The following is a 20,275-nucleotide window of genomic DNA, read 5'->3' as shown; positions in this document are numbered from 1 at the left end:
CTCCTAGGGCGGCGGAGGTGCGCCCTCCGGGGGCTTGCAGTAGGAGCGCGGTGGCCCGCGGTCATTCATGTCCACCTGGACATCGGAGCTGGGCCGGCACGCCCGGAGCTGCTGGTCGCACTGGTAGGGAGGGCCACGCCCGCACTCGGCTGACACCGTACAGGCCTTCAGCCAATACCCCTTCGTCGAATCATCCGGATCCCTCAGGAGGACCGAGCCACGCTGGCGGCATCCGTTCGGTGGAGGCTCCGGAATGAGGCAGGCACCGGTGGGCCACGGTCCGGCGAAGTCGTGGACGCACACGCCGCCTCCGCATTCCGCGTCGTTCCTACAGGGAGCTCCGAGAGGCACGCCGCACTCCCCATCCGCCACGGGCTGGGGGCTGGAACCACCTCCCGGGGGTGGACCGGCGGGTCTCGGACAGTCGAGCGGAAGCGAGACGATATGCCAACCCGAGGCGAGCGCGGCTCCGGTGGGTGAATCCCGGGCAGGCAGCGCATCGAGCGCGCGAATCAACACCCTCCCCATGGAGCCACCGATGAGCGGCTCCGCCTCATCCCTCCGCCCGTTGCCGTTCGCATCCTGGTAGGCCGCGAGCCACGCGACGCCATACCGCATGCCAGCGGGCGTGGTGACGAGGTGCTCGGCACCGGGCTCGTCGAACAGCTTCAGCTCGAAGGGCCGGTAGTACTCCGCGAGGAGGGCCGCCGCGGGCTGCTCGACCAGGACGTCATCGGCGCCCTGCACCTTGGCCCTGACACTCCAGAACACTCCGATGCGCACCTCGGGATGATCCGGGTCGACGTACTCCGAGGTCCCCCCCACCCTGCCATTCACCGTGAAACGAGGCGTCCCCGAGTACGCCCCATCGACGAGCGAATCCCCGCAGGAGAGCATCACCCCCGCGAGCACCCCGGCGAGCCCCCTCACCAGCGCCATACGAGTCCTCCCGTGCCCCACCAGGTGAGGGGAGTCAGCAGCTCGCGGTCCACTTCCTCCCCGCCATCGACCACGGCATGCGGGAAGAGTCCGCTCACCGGCCCGCCCTCGAGGCGCAGGGACACACCCGCGCCGACATATCGCTCCACCAGCAGGATGCCGCCAACGCCCGCGCCCAGGGCCCGCCGGTTCGTGACGAGCCGGTCCGAATCGAAGACCTGCCGGTGGAACACGCCCTCGACGAAGAGCCCGAACGCCACGCTCACGGGCTTGAGGTCGACGAAGCGCAGCAGGGTCAGCCCCAGCCCGAGCTCCTCGTGGCGGCGCACCAGCACCCCATCGGAGCCGGGGCCCTGGACCGTCATTCCGCGCAGCCGCGCGCCGATGGAGCCCCACTCGAAGTCGAGGCCATAGCCGAGCTGGAACTGGGGAGTGATGCCCTCGCCCACGAGCATCTGCCCCCGGGCGCCACCGAGGAGGCTGAGGTGCTGCGTATAGGGCTTCGAACCGCCACGGCGGCGCACGAGCCGGTCATAGCGGACGGTCTCGAAAGGCAGACGGGCGAGCTCCACCACGGCGCCCGCGGCGAGGGACACCTGGTACTCGCGGTATTCGTCGGCCTTGCGCTGCTGAACGAAGTAGTTGCCCGCGGGCAGGGACAGCTCCCGCCGCTGGCCTTGCGGTGAGGCCTCCGCCACCACCGGTCCCCCTTGCCGCCCCTCCATGATGAGGTAGAGCGCGGCCTCTCCGAGCCGCAGCCGGCCCGAGCGCCCCCGAGGCGCGGCCGGTACCGACAGCACGAGCTCGCCGCGCCCCTTCACCTCCCAGGAGTAGGTCGGGTGCTGCAGCGCCACCGTCTGCCCGCTCGAGCGGAGCGTCTGCGCATAGGTGTAGCCATAGGCCTCGGTGAGCGTCACCTTGCCGTCGTCATCCTCATCGGCCGCGCCGCGCAGCGCGTTCACCAGGTGGTGGGTGAAGAACGAGCCACCGAGCCGATCGGACTCCTGGCTCGCCTCGCTCGCACCGCTCGAGGTGATGATGGCCAGGCCCTCGGTGGCCACCTCGTTGCGCAGGGAGATGTCGAAGCTCTCCGCGGCGTTGACGCCCTTCACGCGCGTCACCGTCCCCGAGCGGCACGCATCGAGCACGAGCAGGCGCACGCCCGCGGGCGAGCCCTGGACCAGCGACTTCAGCTCCTCGAGCGGCAGCTCGGTGCCGCCGAGATGGAGCGAGACCGCGTCGGCATGGCCCGAGTAGAAGACCACGAGCGCGGTGGGATGCCCTCCCCCCGCCTGGCCGCGGATGGCGGCGTTCACATCCAGGAGCGCGCGCCGCACCGTGGCCGCGTCCTCTCCGAGCAGCAGCAGGATGCGCCGTGACGAGACGCCTCCGTGCTCACGCAGGACGTTGGAGAGGGCCCGAGCGTCCTGCTCCGCGTACAGCAGGCTCACCTCGTTGGGGGCGCCGTCGTTGTGACCGATGGCCACCACCCAGGTGTGCTCGGGGAGCGCCCGGGCCGGGAAGGAAGCGAGCACCGCGAGGACGAGACACAGGAGCCCCCCCCTCCCGAGGCTCATGGCCGCTTCACCATGATGAACGGCGTGGTCACGCAACCGGCGGGGCACATGGGCGCGGCGATGGCGCCCTGGGAGGTGCAGTGCGGCGGGCCCACCTCGAGCGGACAGTGCACGAGGTAGAGGGTCTCGCGGCCCGGCTTCGCGTCGAGCGACACCGCGCCGGAGAGCTCGATGCCCGTGCCCGCGGCGAAGCGCGTCCGCGCCCCGGGCTCGAGGGGCCACGCGGTATAGAGGGCCCCGGACGACTCGACGCCGAGCACCGTCACATGACCCTCCGCCGGCAGGTCGACGAGGAAGCGGAGCCGATCTCCTGGAGAGAACGCGCCACCGCTGACCATCTCCTCCGAGTGGTCGCCCTCGAACCGGAACACGTGCAGCGCGAGGGAGCCCTTCGCGCGATTCTCCGGAGGCCGCAGCTGCTGGCTGCTGACCACCAGGAGCACGACGGCCGTGGCGGCGGCCGCCGCGAGCGGAGCACTCCGCTGGCGCAGCCAACCGAGGAGCCGCTCGGGGAGTGGGGCGGGTCTGTCGAGTCCGGTCCGGATGCGCGCCAGCATCGCGCGCGGGTCCACCCCCTCGATGGAACCGAAGCCGGCCCGGCGCTCCGCCATGCGGGCGCCACACTCCGCGCAACCCGCCACGTGACGCTCGGCCGTCAGGGCGTGCTCCTTGGGGAGCTCACCGGCGTGGAGCCGATCCAGCGTAAAGTCGGACGGACAGTCCGGGCGCCCCGTCCTCAGGGCATCAAAGTCGGGCGGATTCATGGCCGCCTCCTTCCAAATCCCAGGAAACCGGACCGCTTGGGCTCCGGGGGCGGGCTGGCCGTGATGGCGGGTGACGCGGACCCCTGCGACACCTGGGTCCCCGCCCAGGCCTGGAACCGTTCGAGCAGATTGCCCACCGTGCGCTTGGACACGCCGAGCACCTCGGCGGCCTCCTCGTGCGACATGCCGTCAAGGAAGACGTACACGGCGGCGGCGGCCTGGCGTTCATCCGCGGTCGAGAGCAGCCGCCGCAGGAGCAGCAGGTCATCGGGGTGCGCCGGGTCGGGCCTGTCGGTGCCATCCACCAGGGGTGCCACGTGCTCCGCATGGAGCTCGGCGCGCCGCGAACGGTCCCGGATGAGGTTCAGGCAGTAGTGGGTGGTGATCTGATACAGCCAGGTCGTCATCTGGCTCTGCTGCCGGAAGCCCTGGGCGGCGCGGAGGGCGCGGATGAAGATCTCCTGCGTCGCCTCCTCGGCATCGGCGGGGTTGCCCAGCAAGCGCAGGGCGCGGCGGTACACACGGGGGCCGTGTTGGTCGAAGAGCGAGGCAATCTGCTGTGAGTCGGTTCGGCTCACGAGAGCATTCGAGGTGGGGACGTGCCCGGAGTGTACCAGTAAATGCGCCATCGGGCCGGTACCCGCCCCCCGAACCCGGCCGCCGGGCGAGGCCAGCTCACAGGCGCTGCATTGGATCTGGATGGTCGTCATGCGGACTGCCTCCGGTCGCTTCCCCTGACTTGGACCCGTGAGGCGGCGTTTCGGGCAAACCGTTTTGTTCGCCCGCCACGCTCCGGCTCGCGTCAATACCTGCTCAAGATTGACAAGAGCGCCTTCATTATTAAATATGCTCCCGTCATGAGGCCCGTCTCCACCATCCAGGGTGTGCCGTTCGCGCGCGTTCTCGCGCCGATGGCGGACGTGCGTCTCGGCTCCCGAAACAAGGTCCTGCTCGACATTTGAGCAGGCGGACCGGTGTCCCCCGGTGCGCGGGTTGGCTGGTTCCCGTGTGCCGCGTGGGCTCGGTTCCGCCTTCTGCCCGGCCTGAGCCTTCGTGTGTCCTCGCGCCGTCCTGAGCGGGCCTGAGCGGCCCCTTCCGGGCATGCGTGTGTGCGCTCGCTGGCCCGGAAGCCTTCCTCCCCTCTCAACCAGTGTCTGTCTTTCGACCCGCGGGTGCCTCCACCCGGCGGGAACGGGAAACCTTTATGTCTCGCACCACTCGAATCGAGCGCTACCGCAACATCGGCATCATGGCCCACATCGACGCGGGCAAGACCACGCTGACCGAGCGCATCCTCTTCTTCACCGGACGCATCCACGCCATGGGCGAGGTGCACACCGGCTCCACGGAGATGGACTGGATGCCGCAGGAGAAGCAGCGCGGCATCACCATCACCTCGGCGGCCACCACCGCCGCCTGGAAGCCGATGCGCGGGCCCTTCGCGGGCACCGAGCACCGCATCAACATCCTGGACACGCCGGGACACGTGGACTTCACCATCGAGGTGGAGCGCTCCCTGCGCGTCCTGGATGGAGCGGTGGCGGTGTTCGACGCCAGCCAGGGCGTGGAGCCGCAGTCCGAGACGGTGTGGCACCAGGCCGACCGGCATGGCGTGCCGCGCATCGCCTTCCTCAACAAGATGGACAAGGTGGGCGCGGACTTCGCCATGTGCGTGCGGTCCATCCAGCAGCGGCTGGACGCCAACCCCGTGCCGGTGCAGCTGCCCATCGGGGCGGGCCCTGACTTCCGCGGGCTCGTGGACCTGCCGCGCATGCGGGCCCTCTTCTTCGACGCGGAGACGGGGGCACCCACCGAGGGAGAGGTGCCCGCGGAGCTGCTCGCGGAGGCGGAGGCGCTGCGCCTGCGCCTCATCGAGGCCTGCGCGGAGGTGGATGGCACCGTGCTGGAGAAATACGTGGAGGGACGCCTGGCGGACCTCACCGGGGAGGAACTGGAGCGCGCGCTGCGCGCGGGCACCCTCCAGCGGCGGCTGGTGCCGGTGCTGTGCGGGGCGGCTTTCAAGAACAAGGGTGTGCAGATGCTGCTGGATGGAATCGTCAACTACCTGCCCGCTCCGCCGGACCTGCCGGCGGTCGAGGGCGAGACCCCGGACACCCGGGTGCGCGTCACCCGTCCGGCCAACGCGGAGGAGCCGCTGTGCGCGCTCGTCTTCAAGCTCATGCACGACAAGGCCGTGGGGAGCATCGTGTTCCTGCGCGTCTACTCGGGCACCCTGCGCACGGGCATGGCCGTGCTCAACACCCGCCAGCAGCGCCGCGAGCGCGTGGGACGGCTCATGTTCATGCATGCCAACAAGCGCGAGGAGGTGGACGAGGTGCACGCCGGCGACATCTGCGCGGTGCTCAACCTCAAGGGGGTGCGCACCGGCGACACGCTGTGCGCGCCGGAGGCGCCCGTGGTGTTGGAGTCGCTCCACTGCCCCGAGCCCGTCATCCAGCTCGCCGTCGAGTCGCGCTCTCGGGCGGACCAGCAGAAGATGGAGGATGGACTGGCGAGGCTCTCCTCGGAGGATCCGTCCCTGCGCGTGGAGGTGGACCCGGAGACCGGACAGCGGTTGCTGTCCGGCATGGGAGAGCTGCACCTGGAGATCATCGTGGACCGGCTGAGAACCGAGTACGGAGTGGAGGCACGCGTGGGCCAGCCGAAGGTGGCCTGGCGCGAGACGCTGCGCCAGAAGGTGCGCCAGGAGTACCGCCACGTCCGGCAGACCGGAGGGCCGGGACAGTACGCCCATGTGGTGCTGGAGGTGGCTCCGGCACCGCGCGGCTCGGGGCTCGTCTTCGTGGATGACACGCACGGCGGCGTCATCCCGAAGGAGCTCGTCCCGGCCATCGAGAAGGGCGTGGCCGGCGCCATGCAGCGGGGCGTGCTAGCGGGCTACCCGGTGGTGGACGTGGAGGTGCACCTGGTGGACGGAAGCACGCACGTGCGTGACTCCACGCCCCAGGCGTTCACGATGGCCGGCTCACTGGCCTTCCAGGAGGCAGCGCGCCGCGCGGGCATGGTGTTGCTGGAGCCCGTGATGGACGTGGAGGTCACCACGCCGGAGGAGTTCCTGGGCGACGTGCTCGGGGACCTGTCGGCGAGGCGCGGGCGGGTGCGGGGGATGGAGGGCGGTGGCACGGTGCGGCGCGTCTCCGCGCTGGTGCCCATGGCGCACCTCTTCGGCTACGTGACGAGCCTGCGTGGCCGGACCCAGGGACGCGCCACGGCCACCCTGCGCCTGGCCACCTACGAGCCGGTCCCCGACACCCTGCGGGACTCGCTGCTCGCGGAGGCGCGTCAGTAGGACGAGGAGACGGGGCCCCGGGGATGCACCCCGGGGCCCGCGTCCCGGCTCACGGCTACTGCTGGAGCGTGAACGTGTAGATGGGCCAGGAACTCGGGTCATAGGCGACGCAGCCCCCACGGTCCCAGTTCCTGAACCGCAGCTCCAGGGTCCGTGCACCGGCCGGAGCGGTGATGGTGGCCGGAACGGGCTCGCGCCTGTACCCGCTCGTGTTGGTCACGTAGGCCTCCTGGAAGGTGCCGTAATCGAAGCGGTACTCGACGGCGATGAGCCAAGTGTCCATGCCGCTGTACGTCGCGCGGCACTTCTTCAGCCGGTCCAGCGCGTAGTGGATGGTGAGCGGCTGGCCGGCACGCAGGGTGCCGGTCACCGTATAGGGACCGCTCACCGGGAAGAAGATGACCGGGGTCTCCGCCACGGCGGAGGTGGCGATCAGCAGGGGAAGAACGAACGCACAGAGCTTGGACGACAAGGCTTTCTCCTGAGCTGGGGTAGGGACAGCCAGGAGGTTGTCCAGCAACCGGCCAGGAAGTTTCCTGGTCTGTCGCGCTTTCTCGCTCTTCCCGCCCTTCATGTAGGCTCGTGTAGGCAGGAAAAAATCGGCATGATCCAGGAAACCTTGGGGGGGCGGGGCCGATAATCCCGGTATCTGCGGTCCCCAATCAAAAATTTCGGAGCAGGAGTTCTCCCATGAGCTTCATCGGCGGAATCAAGAAGAAGGTGGTGCAGCTGGCGAAGGATCCGGTCAAGGCCGGCCAGACGGCGAAGAAGGCCTACGACACGGTCACGAAGACCAAGTCGAGCATCAAGGACGCCTTCGAGAACGCCCGCTCCGTGAAGTCGGACGGCTTCAAGACGACCTGGAAGAACAACTGGAAGAAGACGATCGAGAAGGCGACCGATCCCAAGGACCAGCTCACCAAGGGCGGCATCGCCAAGAAGGTGGGCGGCGCCTTCGGCACGGTGACCAACGCGGTCAAGCTGCCGGGCCAGGTCGCCACGGCGTTCAAGGACGTGCGCGACGCCTTCCGCTCCGGTTCCGCCCAGGATCGCGACAAGGCGATCGGCTCGGTGGCCACGGCCGGCAAGACGGCCATCCAGACCGTCAAGGGCGGCCTGGACATCGCCCGCGACGTGAACAAGTTCGGCAGCGCCTACCGCGCGGCCTCTGACGCCTTCCGCACCGTGGCCCCCAACGCGACGGGCAAGGCCGTCCGCGCGGCGGCCACCACCGCGGCCAAGCACGCCTTCGAGGGTGCCACCAGCGTGGGCGACGTGCGTCGGGCCGTCAGCACCGCCGTGAAGGGCGCGGCGAAGGGCAGCACCATCGCCCAGACGGTCGGCTCCGCCACCCGCGCCGCCGCCCGGACCGCGGTGCGCGAGGGCAGCGAGGCCGCTGGCAAGGCCGCCATCCGCGCCGGTGCCAAGGCCGCCGCGGGCCCGCTGGCCAAGGCCGCCGGCCGCTTCGCCCCGGGCGCCAACATCGCCATCGCCGCCCTGGACGTGGCGAGCGCCTACTCCACCGTGCGCGACCCCCAGGCCAGCACCACCAAGAAGGTGACCAGCGTCATCACCGCGGTGGGCTCGGTGGCCGCCGCCACCAACATCCCGGTGGTCAGCCAGGTGGGCGCCGCCGTGTCCACGGTCTCCAGCTTCGTCGGCGGCCTCTTCGGGTAGGCATCCCCCCTCATGCGCGCCGTCACCGGACTCCTTTTTTTCTGGTAGGGACAGTGAAACGCTCGCGGTTCAATCCTTTCTGGGACTACGGTCGCGGCGCCTACCTGCCAGGAGGAGTTCCGGTGGCACAGAGCAAGAAGGGTGGTAACACGAAGGCCGGCGGCGAGAAGGCCGCTGGCTCGAAGCCCCCCAGCAGTGGCAAGTCCGCGGGTCCCGCCAAGGTGGTCCTGATGGCGGAACAGCTTCCCGTCGCCCCCTCCGTGAGCAGCGGCCCCGTGCCGCTGCCCGAGGTGAAGGCGCCTTCGACGGAGGGCATCGAGGTCACCGTGCCCGCTCCGCCGCCGCTCAGCGAAGATGCGCTCATCCGCCGCTTCCATGAGCTGGCGCGCTCCCTCGCCGAGGTCCGGGAGCGGCAGCCGGGCGAGGAGGTGGTGCTGGGCGATGACGTGCAGCTCGACATCCTCGGCTATTCCAACGGCCAGCTCATCCCCTTCAGCATCCGCGTCGACTACTGGATGGAGCTGGCACCCCAGGAGATGCTCCCCGGCTTCGCCGACGCCATCGCGGGCTCGGCCGTGGGCGACAGCCTGAAGATCGATCTGGTGCTGCCCGGCAACTACCCGGTGGAGTCGCTGCGCGGAATGCCGGCGACCTTCCTGGTGGACCTGGTGGGGGCCCGTGAAGTGAAGATGCCCGACACCGACTCGGACGAGTTCCTGCGCCAGCTGGGCCGCGGGAACACGCACGAGGAGGTGATGGAGTCCATCGCCAACGAGCTGCTCGACGAGCAGGCCGACGTGCTGTGGCTGGATGCCCAGAACATGGTGCTGGACGAGCTGGCCTCCCGGACCCAGGTGGAGCTCCCCCCTGCCCTCGTCGACGAGGAGATCCGCCGCCGCTGGACGGCCGCGGAGGGACCGGTGATGGAGGAGAAGGAGTTCTCGCCCGAGGAGAGGCAGGAAGCGCTGGACGTGTGGATGAAGGATCCAGCCACGCGGGCGGACGTGGAGCGGCGCCTGCGCATCTCCCTGGCGTTGAAGGCCGTAGCGGCGAAGGAGAAGCTGGAGCTGAGGCCCGAGAAGGCCTTCGAGGTGCTCGAGGACTCGGCGGCCGCCTTCGGGCTGACGTCGGCGCAGCTGCGCGAGGCCCTGGTGGACCCGGCGGCGGCGAGCCAGCTGCAGAACGTGGCCTGGCACCTGATGGTCGTCGAGCACGTGATGGACAAGGCCAAGGTCCACTTCGAAGGCGCCTGAGCACCCCACTTCGCGGAAGGTGGCCATCGCGCTCACAGGCACGTGAGCACGGTGGCCACGATGCGCTCCAGGCATCAGAGAGACGCTGGAACCTTCCCGCCGTACAGCTCTCGCCGGTCGGACCAGCGGCTCTTCAATCAAAAATCTGTAATTCCGGAAGCCCTGGACAAACCCAATTAACTTGATGTACGTAGGGTCAGGGCCCGGACACGGACGGGCATCGTTCACCCATCATGTGCGGAGTGGAAATGCGCATGCCCGACACGCGCTGGTCGACCCTTGCCTGGAAACAATCCCTGGGCCTCGTCGCCACGGGACTGTGTTTGTTGTCACCAGGGCTCGCCTCGGCGTTCTGCGTCTATAACGATACCCAGACAGGCGCCAATTCGAGGGTCCTCGAAGGAGATTTCAGCAAGGACATCCCGGCTGGGGACAACCGGTGCTGCCATTGGAGCGAGAAATCCTGCAACCCCTCGGGCTCACGCGAGGCCATGCTTCGCGCGCAACTCGGGACGGGCTCCTTCACCTGCGTGGTCGCCCTGCAGGCGGGAGGATATGCGCGCATCCAGCAGGAGGACCGCTCCCACCTGGGCCTTCCTCCCAACTACTACTGCGTGTCCTACGATTACAACCATGGGCTCGTGAGTCAGTCGAACCATGGCATTGGCGCCCAGACGCGGAACGTCCGGTTCCTGATCACGGGCGATCCCCAGTACAAGAACGGCGGTGACAACTCGCGCGCCGACCGGACGTTGGCGTCGATGATCAACACCCTCCGCTACAACTCGCAGGTCCGGGGAGTCGTGGTCGCGGGCGATCTGACCCAGAACTCCCGGACCCGGGATGAGTTCTCCTGGTACAAGGACGCCATCTCCGGATACTCCCGGTTCGTCTTCGACGGTCTGGGCAACCATGACCTGATAAAGCCAAGCGTCCATCAGAAGACCGCGTGCGACATCGCGGGACCCGGCGGCCAGCACTGCGTGGATCCCGGTGCCATCCAGGATGACCTCCACGACCGCACGCGGGCCACGGTCCTGACGAACCGGGGAAACCCCCACTACTCCTGGGACTGGCACGACGTCCACGTCGTCCAGCTCAACCTCTTCCCCGCCAACGAGACGGCGCCCCAATTCCCCGACTACTCGCCCAAGGGCAGCCTGTCCTTCCTCCAGCAGGATCTCGCCACCTACGTGGGCTTCTCGGGCCGGCCCGTGGTGATCATCCAGCACTACGGGTTCGATGACTTCTCCAAGGGCGAGAATGGCTACCACGAGGTGTGGTGGACACCCGAGCAACGCCTCGCCTATTGGGATGTCATCTCGAAGTACAACGTCGTCGCGATCTTCTCCGGACACGATCACCGGTCGGCCTACGACGAGTTCCGGATCCCCTTCGTCCGGCCCGCGAGCCGGACCTCTGGACCTCCGAGCATCCCCACCTTCGTGTCTGGCGCGGCCACGACGGGAGCGTTCCTGGACGTGCAGATCGACGCAGCCAAGATGCACATCACCCGGAAGGACCAGGACGGCAACTCCTCGGGCCGGTACGCCCAGGTTCAATTCCCGGTCAACATGGCGCGCGGCAAGCCCACGGCGCAGTCCTCCACCGACTGGAATGGCAGCTCCTCCCGGGCGGTGGATGGCAACCTCAACGGTCATTACTTCCAGAATTCCATCACCCACACCCGTGAGTCCCCCATGGACTCCCAGCCGTGGTGGGAAGTGGACCTGCAAAGCGTGCAGCAGCTCGGGACCGTGCTCATCCACAACCGCACGGATTGCTGCTCGGCGCGGCTCTCCAACTTCAAGCTGATGGTGTCCAACGACAGGGTGTCCTGGCAGGAGTACCCCCATCCCGGGCAGGCCAGCCAGGTGACGGGCTTCGAGGTAAACCGCTCCGCCCGGTACGTGAAGGTGCAGCTCAACGGGACCGGCATCCTCAGCCTCGCCGAGGTCCAGGTCTTCGGAATGCCATAGACCCCCATAGAGACAGGCGGGTCGATTCCGATGACCCGAATCCAGCCACGAGCACCTCCAGGAGTTGGGCAGACTCAACCTTCCACCCGGTCAAAGCAGGCTCCATGCTCCATTTCAAACGTTCAAGGTCGTTCCTTCGCGCCGCGTGCTCGATCCTGTTCCTCACGAGCGCGTGCACCCCAGCGAGCAGCTTGCCTGACGGGCAGGACGACGCGACCGAGGTCTCCTCGAGTGCGTTGCTCATCCCCGGCGTGAGCTTCAAGACGGTGCTCGGCAACCGATACGTGGGCGCTCAGAACAACGGCGGCGGCGCGGTCATCGCGACGGCGACGGCCGCGCAAGCGTGGGAGAAGTTCACGATCGATGACATCAACGGCGGGGCCCTCGAGAGCGGGGACTCGATCTTCATCACCGCGGGCACTGGCCAGTATTTCCAGGCCGCGAACGGGGGCGGCTCCACGCTGAACGCCGCCAGCGCGAACCGGCTCGGCTGGGAGACGTTCCGCATCGTCAAGCAGAACGGGAGCGGAGTGATCGCCAACGGCGACGTCGTCGGCCTGCAGACGGTGACGACCGGCCATTGGGTGTCCGCGGAGAACGGCGGTGGCGGCACGGTGTTCGCGTACGGCGCCGCGCTCGGCCCATGGGAGCAGCTGACGATCTCTGGCCTGTCCTCGTCGCCCCCGCCGCCCTCGGGGACCCGCGTCGTGGGTTACCTGCCGAACTGGTACGGCTCCTACGCGAGCTGGGTCGGCCGGGTGGACTTCGACAAGCTCACGCATGTGAACCTCGCCTTCGCCCTGGGTGATGCGAACGGGCGCCTCCAGCTGGCGCCGGCCAGCGATCTCGCGACGTTCGTGAACGCCGCGCATGCCAAGGGCGTGAAGGTGTTCCCCTCGCTCTGTGGCGGCGGAGGAGACGGCCGGATCACGCCCTTCTACCAGCCCGATAAAGTCGACGCCTTCGTGGATGAGATCATCAACTTCGTGGTCTCGAACAACATGGACGGCATCGACGTGGACGTGGAGGCGCCGGATCGCATGGGCGCGGTGTACGACACGTTCATCGCGAAGTTGATCGCGAAGGCCCGGCCGCGCGGACTGCCCGTGACGGCCGCCGTCTCGCAGTGGATGCAGTATGGCATGTCGGACACGACGCTGCGTTCCTTCGACTTCATCACCATCATGTCCTACGACAACGCGGGCACCTGGACGAGCCCGGGTGAGCACTCGAGCTATGCGCAGGCGGTGACCGCCCTCTCCTTCTACGAGAACAAAGGCGTGCCGCGGAGCAAGATCGTGCTCGGAGTGCCCTTCTACGGTTATTGCTGGGGCAATTGTGGGAACGGACAGAGCAGCACGTACGTGCTCTACAAAGACATCCTGGCGCGCTACCCGAACGCGTCGAATTCGGATTGGATCAACGCCGACGGTGCCCAGTATTCGTATAACGGGCTCGCGACGCTGCGCTCGAAGACGACCCTGGCGAAGCAGTACGGCGGAATCATGATCTGGGAGCTGGCCGGAGACGTGAGCACTTCGAGCGATCAGTCCCTGCTTCGCGCCATCGACGGCGCGCGGCGCTGAAGCCGGCCTCTCGAGAGCAGAAGAGGGGTGATTCGCTTGCCGGGGTCGAACGCGGGGCTCACCTGTGCCGCACTCCGATGCGCTAGCGTCTCGAGTCATGCGTCCCTCTCTCCTGACATCCCTGACATTGCTGCTGTTGTGCTCGCCGGCATGGGCCACGGTGCCCGCCGGCTTCTCGGAGACGAGCTACGCCTCCAACACGCTGACTCCTGCCACGGGCATGGCCTGGGCGCCGGATGGCTCGGGCCGCCTGTTCATCACCCTCAAGAACGGTTCGGTGCGGGTGGTGACGATGAAGGATGGCGCCCTGGAGACGCAGCCGGGGACCAGCACGCTGGTGACGCGCTTGTTCGCGACGGAGCCCCAGGTCCACACCAACAGCGGGAGTGGCCTCATCGGCATCGCGTTCGACCCGAACTACGTGGTCAACCGCTACGTCTACCTCTTCGTCACCGTCTCCGCCTCCGAGCAGCGCATCGTCCGCTACACCGACGCCAACGGGACGGGCATCGCGCGCACGGAGGTCGTCACCCGGCTTCCCACCACGGGCAACAACCATAACGGTGGAGGAATCGGCTTCGGGCCGGACGGGAAGCTCTACTGGGCCATTGGCGACCTGGGCAACGGCACTGGCGTGAACGCGGACCTGACGTCGCTCGCGGCCAAGGTGGGCCGCGCCAACCTGGACGGCACGCCCGCCAACGACAACCCGTCCAACGACGGCGTGGGCCCCAACAACGACTACATCTGGGCGAGCGGCTTCCGCGACCCGTTCACCCTCACGTTCCAGCCGACCACCGGGAAGCTGTGGATCAACGGCATGGGCACCGAGTACGAGCAGGTCTTCGTCGTGAGCAGGCGCAACCATGCTGGCTACAGCCGCTACGAGAACAACCAGCCCACCACCAACGACTCCATCCCGCCCGTCATCAAGTACCGAACCAACGGCACCGACACACGCAAGCTCACGGCGGGCGGAGCGGTGCGCAGCGGCGGCGTCACCACCTTCACCACCACCGGGGCGCATGGCTTCCGCAAGGGAGAGCGGCTCACCCTCGAGGGAGTGGGTGACGCGAGCTTCGACGGCACGTTCTACGTCGCCAGCGCTCCCAACGATCCCAACGCCACCACCTTCACCGTGGCCCAGCCTGGGCTGCCCGATGCGAGCAGCGGCGGGGGCACCGCGACGACACAGGCCCTGGGAGGCTCCATCACCGGCGGCACCTTCTACGACGCCACGCTCTTCCCGCCCGAGTTCCGCGGCAACTACTTCTTCGGCGACTTCAACTCCGGCCAGGTGACGCGTGCCACGCTGGCCGCGAACAACTCGGTGGAGACGGTGGCCGAGTGGGGCACCGGATTCTCCTCGCACGTCGACATGGCCGTGGGACCTGACGGCGCGCTGTACACGTTGGGGAACACCGACGGCATCGTGCGCCGCATCACCCCGTCAGGGCGCGGGCAGAAGCTGGTGGTGTCCGGGCTCAACCCGCGCGTGGTGGAGGGCGGACACACGGTCTTCACCGTGCGTCTGGCCGAGGCGCCCACCGCGCCCGTCACGGTGCAGGTGACGCGGGCCATGGGCGGCTCCGAGGACCTGAGCATCGCCAGCAACGCCACGCTCACGTTCTCCTCGACGGACTGGAGCGTGCCCCAGGTGGTGACGCTCGCGGCGGCGGCGGACGGGGACGTGGACGCGGACACCGCCACCTTCACGGTGACGTCGGAAGGACTGGCGGACGAGGCGGTCGTGGTCACCACCATCGACAACAACGAGCCCCGGCTGGTGCTGTCTTCCACGCGGGTGGTCATTCCGGAGGACAGCACCGCGACCTTCGACGTGTCGCTGTCCAAGCGGCCCACCGGAAATGTCACCATCACCGTGGCGCGCACGCTGGGCGACGTCGACATCACCGTGCGGGACGGGGCGACGCTCGCGTTCACTCCCACCAACTGGAACCTCCCGAAGACCGTCACGTTGCGGGCCGACTCGGACCCGGACAACCTGGGCGGTATCGCCACCATCACCGTGGCCGCGCCGGGCCTGGATGCGCGCTCGGTGGAGGCCGTCGAGTCGGATGACGAGCTGGCTCCTGTCATCTCCACCACGCCAGTTACCACCGCCGTGGTGGGCAGACCCTACCGCTACGACGTGCAGGCGGAGGCTCAGCCGGAGCCGACGTACTCGCTGGTGGGCACGGTGCCGCAAGGGATGACCATCGACATGACCACCGGCCTCATCTCCTGGACGCCCACGGCGGCGGGCGCAGTGGAGGTGACGGTGCGGGTGAGCAATGGCGTGGCTCCGGACGCGGAGCAATCCTTTACCATCACCGTGAAGGTGGATGAGGGGCCGAGCGCCATCCTCACGCGGCCCAAGGAGGGAGAGCGCGTGTCCGGCAGCATGGCGGAGTTCTACGGCCACTGCGTGGACGACGTGGGCTGCACGCACGCCGAATTCTACGTGGACGGCGAGTTGCAATTCACGGACACGGGCACGGACAACCACTTCTACTTCGGCGGCGAGCCCAACCGCTGGGACACCACGGGACTGGCACCGGGTGGGCACGTGGTGCGCTTCGTCGTGGTGGACAGCGCGGGGAGGCGGGCCCAGGCCGAGGTGAAGGTGTGCGTCGGCGACGGAAGCTGCGAGCTGCCGCAGCCGGACGGCGGGACGGACCAGCCTTCGCCCGCCGCTGAGGTAGGGGGCTGCGGCTGCGGTGCGGCTCCAGTGGCGCCGCTCGCGTGGCTGGCGCTGGGCGCGCTGGCACTCCGGCGGAGGCGGACGCGCGAGGAGTGATTCAAGGCACGAGCGCCGGGGCACAGCCCCGAGGCTTCAGAACATTCCCCAGGGAAAGGGCTTCACGGGGGCGTAACCCCCTGGGGGAGGATTGCCCAGGTGCTCGAGCACCGAGTCATAGCGGGGATCGTCGGGCTTGAGGATGAACAGCGCTGAGCCCACCACCCCGCCCGGAGCCTCGGCGTGCATCCGCAGTTCCAGCGTGCCATCGGTAGGCCGAGCCCACGGGCTTGGGCTCCGGCTCTGGCTTGGGCATGCCCGGAGGACGAGGCGGGACTTCGTGGATGCTCATGTCAGGCACTCGCGGAAAAGGGGGGATCCTACAACCGGGGACTCTAGCCCTGCACGCCACGGGAACGGAAACGGCCGCGCCCACCGGCGCACCGTGGACCACGTCTCGGGTTCACGGCGGAACGCAGTAGGTCACCGTGGCGGTGACGCCGTCGATGAGCGCGTCCGCATTGCCCGCGGGGAGCCGGTACGTGGCGCTCAGCAGTACGCCGAAGCCCGGATCGTTGATCTCCGCGGCCGTCCAGAACAGCCCCCACCGCTGGGAGGAGCCTCCATACTGGACGGTGCTGTCTTCCCCCGACCAGGGAGTCGATGGGTCCGCGAGGTCGCGCCCTCGCCTGCTCCCACCCGACACGAGCTGGACACGCTTGTCCTCGATCCCGTCTCCGCCGGAGCGCGCGACGTCGATCTGGATGCCGGTGACCAGGGCCGTTGACGGAAGGTTGAAGCCAAAGGAGCGGAGGACCAGCTCATCCGAGGACTCGTCCTGGACGAGGTTGTTCACGTTCGTGAACACACCATCGACGCTCAGGGCGTTGGAGGGCTCATTCCACTCGCTGGAGCGCACCTCCTGGGAGACCGTGGAGGGCGTGGCGGTGACACTGGCGTCGACGGGATCGTACAGCACCGTCAGGCGGAGGTCGTCGATGCTCGCCACCACGGGGATGTTGACGAGGTTCCGCGCGGAGATGGCCACGCCAAAGTCTGGGCTGGCGACGGTGGCCGCGCTCAGCGCGACACCCCAGGTGTCGAGCGCGTTCCCGTAGTGAACCTGCGTGGGGGTGGCGGTGTAATTCTCGATGTTCCTGCGGTCCTCCCCGACGACCGTCCCCCCCACCACGAGCCGGACGTCTTCGTCGTAGACGTAGGAGAGCGAACCCGCCGACGAACGCACGAGATGGAGCCTCACCCCCGAAGGTGTCTTGCCCGCGGGCAGCACGAGCCCGAAGCCCGTGGCCTTCAGCAGGTGGCTGGTATTTTGAGTCAGGGAGGCGGTAGCGGAGGGGGCCCCCGGGGTGGCCGCCGCCTGAGGGTTGGACCAGGCGACCGTGCCCTGCGAGGGCTCGTCCACCACGGTGGTGGGACTGGCCGGGCCCAGCTCGGAGGCCGTGGTGTAGTACACCTTGACCTGGACGCCGTCGATGCTCGCGAGGTCCGTTCCCTCCGTGCCCGCGTGCCGCAGCTCGAGACCCACCGAGAAATCCGGCGAGTTGAAAGCGGTCGCCGGCCAGCTGCCGAGGCTGGACCAGAGATCGGCCGGCCCGCCGAACACCACGGTGCGAGTTCCCGCCGGCCACGGAGCGCTGGCTACCTCCCTGCGAGCCCCGTAGTAGTTGGAGGCCTTCAGAGTGATGGAGACATCCTCGATGCCCGCCCCCGAGGCGGAAGAGCGCGTCACCCACACTTCGAGCCCCGTCACCTTGGCGTTGGACGGAAGGGCGAGACCGAAGCCCTTGAGCACCAGCCTGTCGGTGCTGTCTCCCGGAGACAGGCTCGCGGTGGCGGACTTCCCGTCGGCCGTCGTGGCCCAGGCGGCGTTGGTCCAGGCCCTGCTGCCGGGCAGCGTCTCCACGACGGAGGGGAGGAGCGGACCCGCCGTGGCTGTCCTCTCCACACAGGAGGCGGGAAAGGCCACCGCTGGCGTCGGAGCGGAGCTGGCGGAGGAGCTCCCCGCCTTGTTCGACGCGGTCACCGTCACCACGAGCGCGTGATCGAGGTCCGTCGAGGTCACGGTGTACGTCGAGGCGGTGGCTCCCGAGAGCGGGACGCACGCGAAGCCAGACGCGTCACAGCGTGACCACTGGTACGCATAGGACCTGGGCGTGGGGTTCCAGGTCCCGGGCCGAGCGGTGAGGACCGACGACAAGGTCGCGCTTCCGTCCACGGTGGGCAGGGTCACAGGGGAGGGAGCCAGCACCGGGCCCACGACGTCCGTCGGCACGGAATCGGCGGTCGCTGTTCCGGCCGGATTCGAGGCCTGGACGCGCAGGCGCACACGGTGGCCGACGTCCGCTTCCGCCAGGACGTAGCCCGTTCCGGTAGCGCCCTCGAGGTCCGTACAGCTCTCGCCGCTCGCGTCGCAGCGCTGCCATTGCAGGGTGGTGGTCACCGGGTTCGAGCCCGTCCAGGCACCGGCGGAGCCCGTGAGCGCGGCCTCCTCGCGCGCCTCCCCGCTGATGGAGGGAGGCACGCTGACGGCCGGCACGGTGTTGCCGGGGGGCTTGGGAGCGCAGGCGCCGAGACCCACGAGCACGAGCATCATCCCCAGCGGGCTTGAAACGCTTCGACCGGACGAAGACACAGGGAACATGCCCCAGGCTACCACTTTGCCCAGCTCAAATGCCTCGGCGCGCCAGTTCCGCGAGGTGGAGGGGCCACTCGCCGAAAGGGCCTGAGACATTAGAGCCATGAGAGCCAAGAGGCCCAGGCCCCTGCCGCGCACCGAGACGGCAGACGACGTCACTCCCTCAGAAACTCGACAGCGGCCCGGGTGAACGCACGAACCTTCGCTTCGGGGCCCTGAGCGACGAGCACCAGGCGCAGGGTGCGGGGGTCTTCAATGTTGCTACTCAGGCTGTGCTTGACGCCAAGCTTGCTTGCAAACTGCTCGAAGGCGAGATGCATTGGCTCAGTCGTCGCGGCGACCACTCGAGGCTCTGGGCCGTTCGGGATCGTGAACGACAGTTCGGTGCGCAGCTCACCGCTCGAACCTTCGACGGGCGCCTCGGTGAGCGACGCGTTCGCGAGGGGCTCGAGCGACAACGGCTCCGTCGAACTCTTCGAGAGCGCCTTCTCCAGGGTGTGACTTGCAACGTCGCGGATGCGGTTGGGGTCGATTCTGCCCATGATTTCGATCGTGCCTCCTGACGGGTTCTTGCATCAGCTTGCCTCGAAATTCGGCACGTGAACAGCCGTTGCAGCGTGTCCATCCGCCGCCCACAGTCAGGCGTCAAGGTCCAAGTTCACTGAGCAAGAGGTCGAGGAACTGTCTGACGCGCGGTTCCAGCAGACGCCTGGTCGGATAAAGCGTCACGATCTTCACCTCGCCGACATCGAGGTTCGCAAGCACCTGCGTGAGGCGGCCGGCGGCCAGATCCTCTGCAACCAGAAAGTCGGGAAGAAGCGCAATGCCCGCCCCGGAAACGGCGGCATCCCGGATGGCCTCTCCACTATCCAACCGCAGACGGCTTCGTCCGGCCGCCTTCACCCAGGCACCATCGTCGCCACGAAAGCGCCAGCTTTGCCTTCTGGTGGCACTGCTGAACACCAGGCAATCATGGTTTGCCAGGTCATCGATCCCTTCAGGCGCGCCACGCTCGGCGATGTAGGAAGGAGACGCGCAGAGCAGCGCTCTGTATCTGGCGATTACCCGGGAGACCAGCCGCGAGTCCGGATCCGTGACACCAATCCGTACCGCCAGGTCGAATCCCTCCTCGATGATGTCCACCACGCGATCGGTGAAGCTCACTTCGACCTGAACGTCGGGCCACGCCCGCAGATATTTCCTCAGCAGAGGAAGAATCACCAGCCGTCCGAACGCATCAGGCACGGTCAGCCGCAGGACGCCGCGCGGCGTCCCGGCTCGACTGGCCACACTGGCCTCGGCCTCTTCGACCGCCGCGAAGATCTGCAGGCCCCGGTCGTAGAACGCCCGGCCTTCGTCGGTGAGGCTCAGCGTCCTGGTGGTACGGTTCAGAAGGCGTACGCCGAGCCTTTCTTCCAGACGCATCACGGCCTTGCCCGCCGCCGATCGTGTCATGCCCAACGCCTGCCCACCGGCCACGAAGCTTCCGGCGTCGACGACGGCCATGAACACGGTGATGTCATTCAGATTCGTGCGCGGCATGGGTTCGACTCGAGCACCAGGCGCGGGCGCGCCCGGGGCAGCCCGCTGAACATACCAGCACGCAGACAGGAGGGCTCAAGAGCGTTCGAGGTGGAACTCTCGAGGCAGTCGCGCCAGAGCTGCTGCTCGACATCGAAATGCCGTCGGGCGACGGCTTCGAGGTGCTGCGGGCGCTACTGCCCGACCAGAGGCCGGTGGTGGTGTTCGTCACCGGACGCACCGCCTTCTGGGGCGTGAGTACCGCGGCTTCTT

The 20,275-nt window shown here is 68.2% G+C and carries 16 protein-coding genes; 7 read left to right on the top strand and 9 right to left on the bottom strand.

What is annotated here, in order from left to right:
* Positions 1 to 3: 3 nt before the first annotated feature.
* From NR810_RS05635 to NR810_RS05620, 4 genes are read right to left on the bottom strand one after another with little or no spacing between them, the layout of a single operon-like run.
* Positions 4 to 939, bottom strand: a complete 936-nt coding sequence (locus NR810_RS05635; RefSeq protein WP_257448697.1) for a hypothetical protein — start codon at positions 937 to 939, stop codon at positions 4 to 6.
* Positions 927 to 2,516, bottom strand: a complete 1,590-nt coding sequence (locus NR810_RS05630; RefSeq protein WP_257448695.1) for a caspase family protein — start codon at positions 2,514 to 2,516, stop codon at positions 927 to 929. Before NR810_RS05630 ends, NR810_RS05635 begins: the two co-directional genes overlap by 13 nt.
* Positions 2,513 to 3,280: an anti-sigma factor family protein gene (locus NR810_RS05625; RefSeq protein WP_257448693.1), complete on the bottom strand. Its 768-nt coding sequence runs from the start codon at positions 3,278 to 3,280 to the stop codon at positions 2,513 to 2,515. Before NR810_RS05625 ends, NR810_RS05630 begins: the two co-directional genes overlap by 4 nt.
* Positions 3,277 to 3,858 carry an RNA polymerase sigma factor gene (locus tag NR810_RS05620; RefSeq protein WP_257448690.1) on the bottom strand — a complete coding sequence of 194 codons (582 nt, stop codon included), beginning with the start codon at positions 3,856 to 3,858 and terminating at the stop codon, positions 3,277 to 3,279. Before NR810_RS05620 ends, NR810_RS05625 begins: the two co-directional genes overlap by 4 nt.
* A 42-nt stretch (positions 3,859 to 3,900) precedes the next feature.
* Here NR810_RS05620 and NR810_RS05615 point away from each other — a divergent pair, with 42 nt between their 5' ends.
* Both NR810_RS05615 and fusA read left to right on the top strand, forming a co-directional pair.
* Positions 3,901 to 4,242, top strand: a complete 342-nt coding sequence (locus NR810_RS05615) for a hypothetical protein (RefSeq protein WP_257448689.1) — start codon at positions 3,901 to 3,903, stop codon at positions 4,240 to 4,242.
* Positions 4,243 to 4,484: 242 nt separating this feature from the next.
* Positions 4,485 to 6,590 carry an elongation factor G gene (fusA, locus tag NR810_RS05610; RefSeq protein WP_257448687.1) on the top strand — a complete coding sequence of 702 codons (2,106 nt, stop codon included), beginning with the start codon at positions 4,485 to 4,487 and terminating at the stop codon, positions 6,588 to 6,590.
* A 55-nt stretch (positions 6,591 to 6,645) separates the two neighbouring features.
* Here the strand turns inward: fusA and NR810_RS05605 are convergent, their stop codons facing one another.
* Positions 6,646 to 7,062, bottom strand: coding sequence for a DUF6209 family protein (locus NR810_RS05605; RefSeq protein WP_257448685.1), 417 nt, complete (start codon positions 7,060 to 7,062; stop codon positions 6,646 to 6,648).
* A 218-nt stretch (positions 7,063 to 7,280) separates the two neighbouring features.
* Here NR810_RS05605 and NR810_RS05600 point away from each other — a divergent pair, with 218 nt between their 5' ends.
* The 5 genes from NR810_RS05600 to NR810_RS05580 all read left to right on the top strand — a co-directional run bounded on the left by NR810_RS05600 (position 7,281) and on the right by NR810_RS05580 (position 15,885).
* Entirely contained in the window at positions 7,281 to 8,267 is a 987-nt protein-coding gene (locus NR810_RS05600; RefSeq protein ID WP_257448683.1) for a hypothetical protein, read from the top strand.
* 122 nt (positions 8,268 to 8,389) lie between these two features.
* Positions 8,390 to 9,520 (top strand): trigger factor, encoded by a 1,131-nt coding sequence (locus tag NR810_RS05595; protein WP_257448681.1) that lies wholly within the window; start codon positions 8,390 to 8,392, stop codon positions 9,518 to 9,520.
* Between the two features lie 254 nt (positions 9,521 to 9,774).
* Positions 9,775 to 11,499 carry a galactose-binding domain-containing protein gene (locus NR810_RS05590; RefSeq protein WP_257448678.1) on the top strand — a complete coding sequence of 575 codons (1,725 nt, stop codon included), beginning with the start codon at positions 9,775 to 9,777 and terminating at the stop codon, positions 11,497 to 11,499.
* Between the two features lie 191 nt (positions 11,500 to 11,690).
* The gene (locus NR810_RS05585; protein WP_257448676.1) at positions 11,691 to 13,085 is read left to right on the top strand and encodes a glycosyl hydrolase family 18 protein; all 1,395 of its coding nucleotides are present in this window, start codon (positions 11,691 to 11,693) and stop codon (positions 13,083 to 13,085) included.
* Positions 13,086 to 13,182: 97 nt separating this feature from the next.
* Positions 13,183 to 15,885 (top strand): PQQ-dependent sugar dehydrogenase, encoded by a 2,703-nt coding sequence (locus tag NR810_RS05580; RefSeq protein ID WP_257448674.1) that lies wholly within the window; start codon positions 13,183 to 13,185, stop codon positions 15,883 to 15,885.
* A gap of 36 nt (positions 15,886 to 15,921) precedes the next feature.
* On the opposite strand, the gene NR810_RS05575 is transcribed toward NR810_RS05580, so the two are convergent.
* From NR810_RS05575 to NR810_RS05560, 4 genes are all read right to left on the bottom strand, one after another.
* Complete coding sequence (locus NR810_RS05575) at positions 15,922 to 16,074, bottom strand: hypothetical protein (RefSeq protein ID WP_257448672.1); 153 nt, start codon at positions 16,072 to 16,074, stop codon at positions 15,922 to 15,924.
* Between the two features lie 214 nt (positions 16,075 to 16,288).
* The gene (locus NR810_RS05570) at positions 16,289 to 18,439 is read right to left on the bottom strand and encodes a hypothetical protein (protein WP_257448670.1); all 2,151 of its coding nucleotides are present in this window, start codon (positions 18,437 to 18,439) and stop codon (positions 16,289 to 16,291) included.
* A 197-nt stretch (positions 18,440 to 18,636) separates the two neighbouring features.
* Positions 18,637 to 19,023 (bottom strand): hypothetical protein, encoded by a 387-nt coding sequence (locus tag NR810_RS05565; protein WP_257448668.1) that lies wholly within the window; start codon positions 19,021 to 19,023, stop codon positions 18,637 to 18,639.
* A gap of 103 nt (positions 19,024 to 19,126) precedes the next feature.
* Positions 19,127 to 20,023 carry a LysR family transcriptional regulator gene (locus NR810_RS05560; RefSeq protein ID WP_257448666.1) on the bottom strand — a complete coding sequence of 299 codons (897 nt, stop codon included), beginning with the start codon at positions 20,021 to 20,023 and terminating at the stop codon, positions 19,127 to 19,129.
* Positions 20,024 to 20,275 lie beyond the last annotated feature (252 nt).

Source organism: Archangium lipolyticum, from assembly GCF_024623785.1.
GTDB lineage: Bacteria > Myxococcota > Myxococcia > Myxococcales > Myxococcaceae > Archangium > Archangium lipolyticum.
Note: the sequence above shows the minus strand (reverse complement) of the source record. Positions and strands in the feature narration are given on the sequence as shown.

Bases quoted from the DNA above. Each gene is read 5' to 3' on its own strand.
- NR810_RS05625 (WP_257448693.1), bottom strand. From the start codon at position 3,280: ATGAATCCGCCCGACTTTGATGCCCTGAGGACGGGGCGCCCGGACTGT.
- NR810_RS05570 (WP_257448670.1), bottom strand. From the start codon at position 18,439: ATGATGCTCGTGCTCGTGGGTCTCGGCGCCTGCGCTCCCAAGCCCCCC.
- NR810_RS05600 (WP_257448683.1), top strand. From the start codon at position 7,281: ATGAGCTTCATCGGCGGAATCAAGAAGAAGGTGGTGCAGCTGGCGAAG.
- NR810_RS05590 (WP_257448678.1), top strand. From the start codon at position 9,775: ATGCCCGACACGCGCTGGTCGACCCTTGCCTGGAAACAATCCCTGGGC.
- NR810_RS05580 (WP_257448674.1), top strand. From the start codon at position 13,183: ATGCGTCCCTCTCTCCTGACATCCCTGACATTGCTGCTGTTGTGCTCG.
- fusA (WP_257448687.1), top strand. From the start codon at position 4,485: ATGTCTCGCACCACTCGAATCGAGCGCTACCGCAACATCGGCATCATG.
- NR810_RS05565 (WP_257448668.1), bottom strand. From the start codon at position 19,023: ATGGGCAGAATCGACCCCAACCGCATCCGCGACGTTGCAAGTCACACC.
- NR810_RS05635 (WP_257448697.1), bottom strand. From the start codon at position 939: ATGGCGCTGGTGAGGGGGCTCGCCGGGGTGCTCGCGGGGGTGATGCTC.
- NR810_RS05630 (WP_257448695.1), bottom strand. From the start codon at position 2,516: ATGAGCCTCGGGAGGGGGGGGCTCCTGTGTCTCGTCCTCGCGGTGCTC.
- NR810_RS05575 (WP_257448672.1), bottom strand. From the start codon at position 16,074: ATGCACGCCGAGGCTCCGGGCGGGGTGGTGGGCTCAGCGCTGTTCATC.
- NR810_RS05615 (WP_257448689.1), top strand. From the start codon at position 3,901: ATGCGCCATCGGGCCGGTACCCGCCCCCCGAACCCGGCCGCCGGGCGA.
- NR810_RS05560 (WP_257448666.1), bottom strand. From the start codon at position 20,023: ATGCCGCGCACGAATCTGAATGACATCACCGTGTTCATGGCCGTCGTC.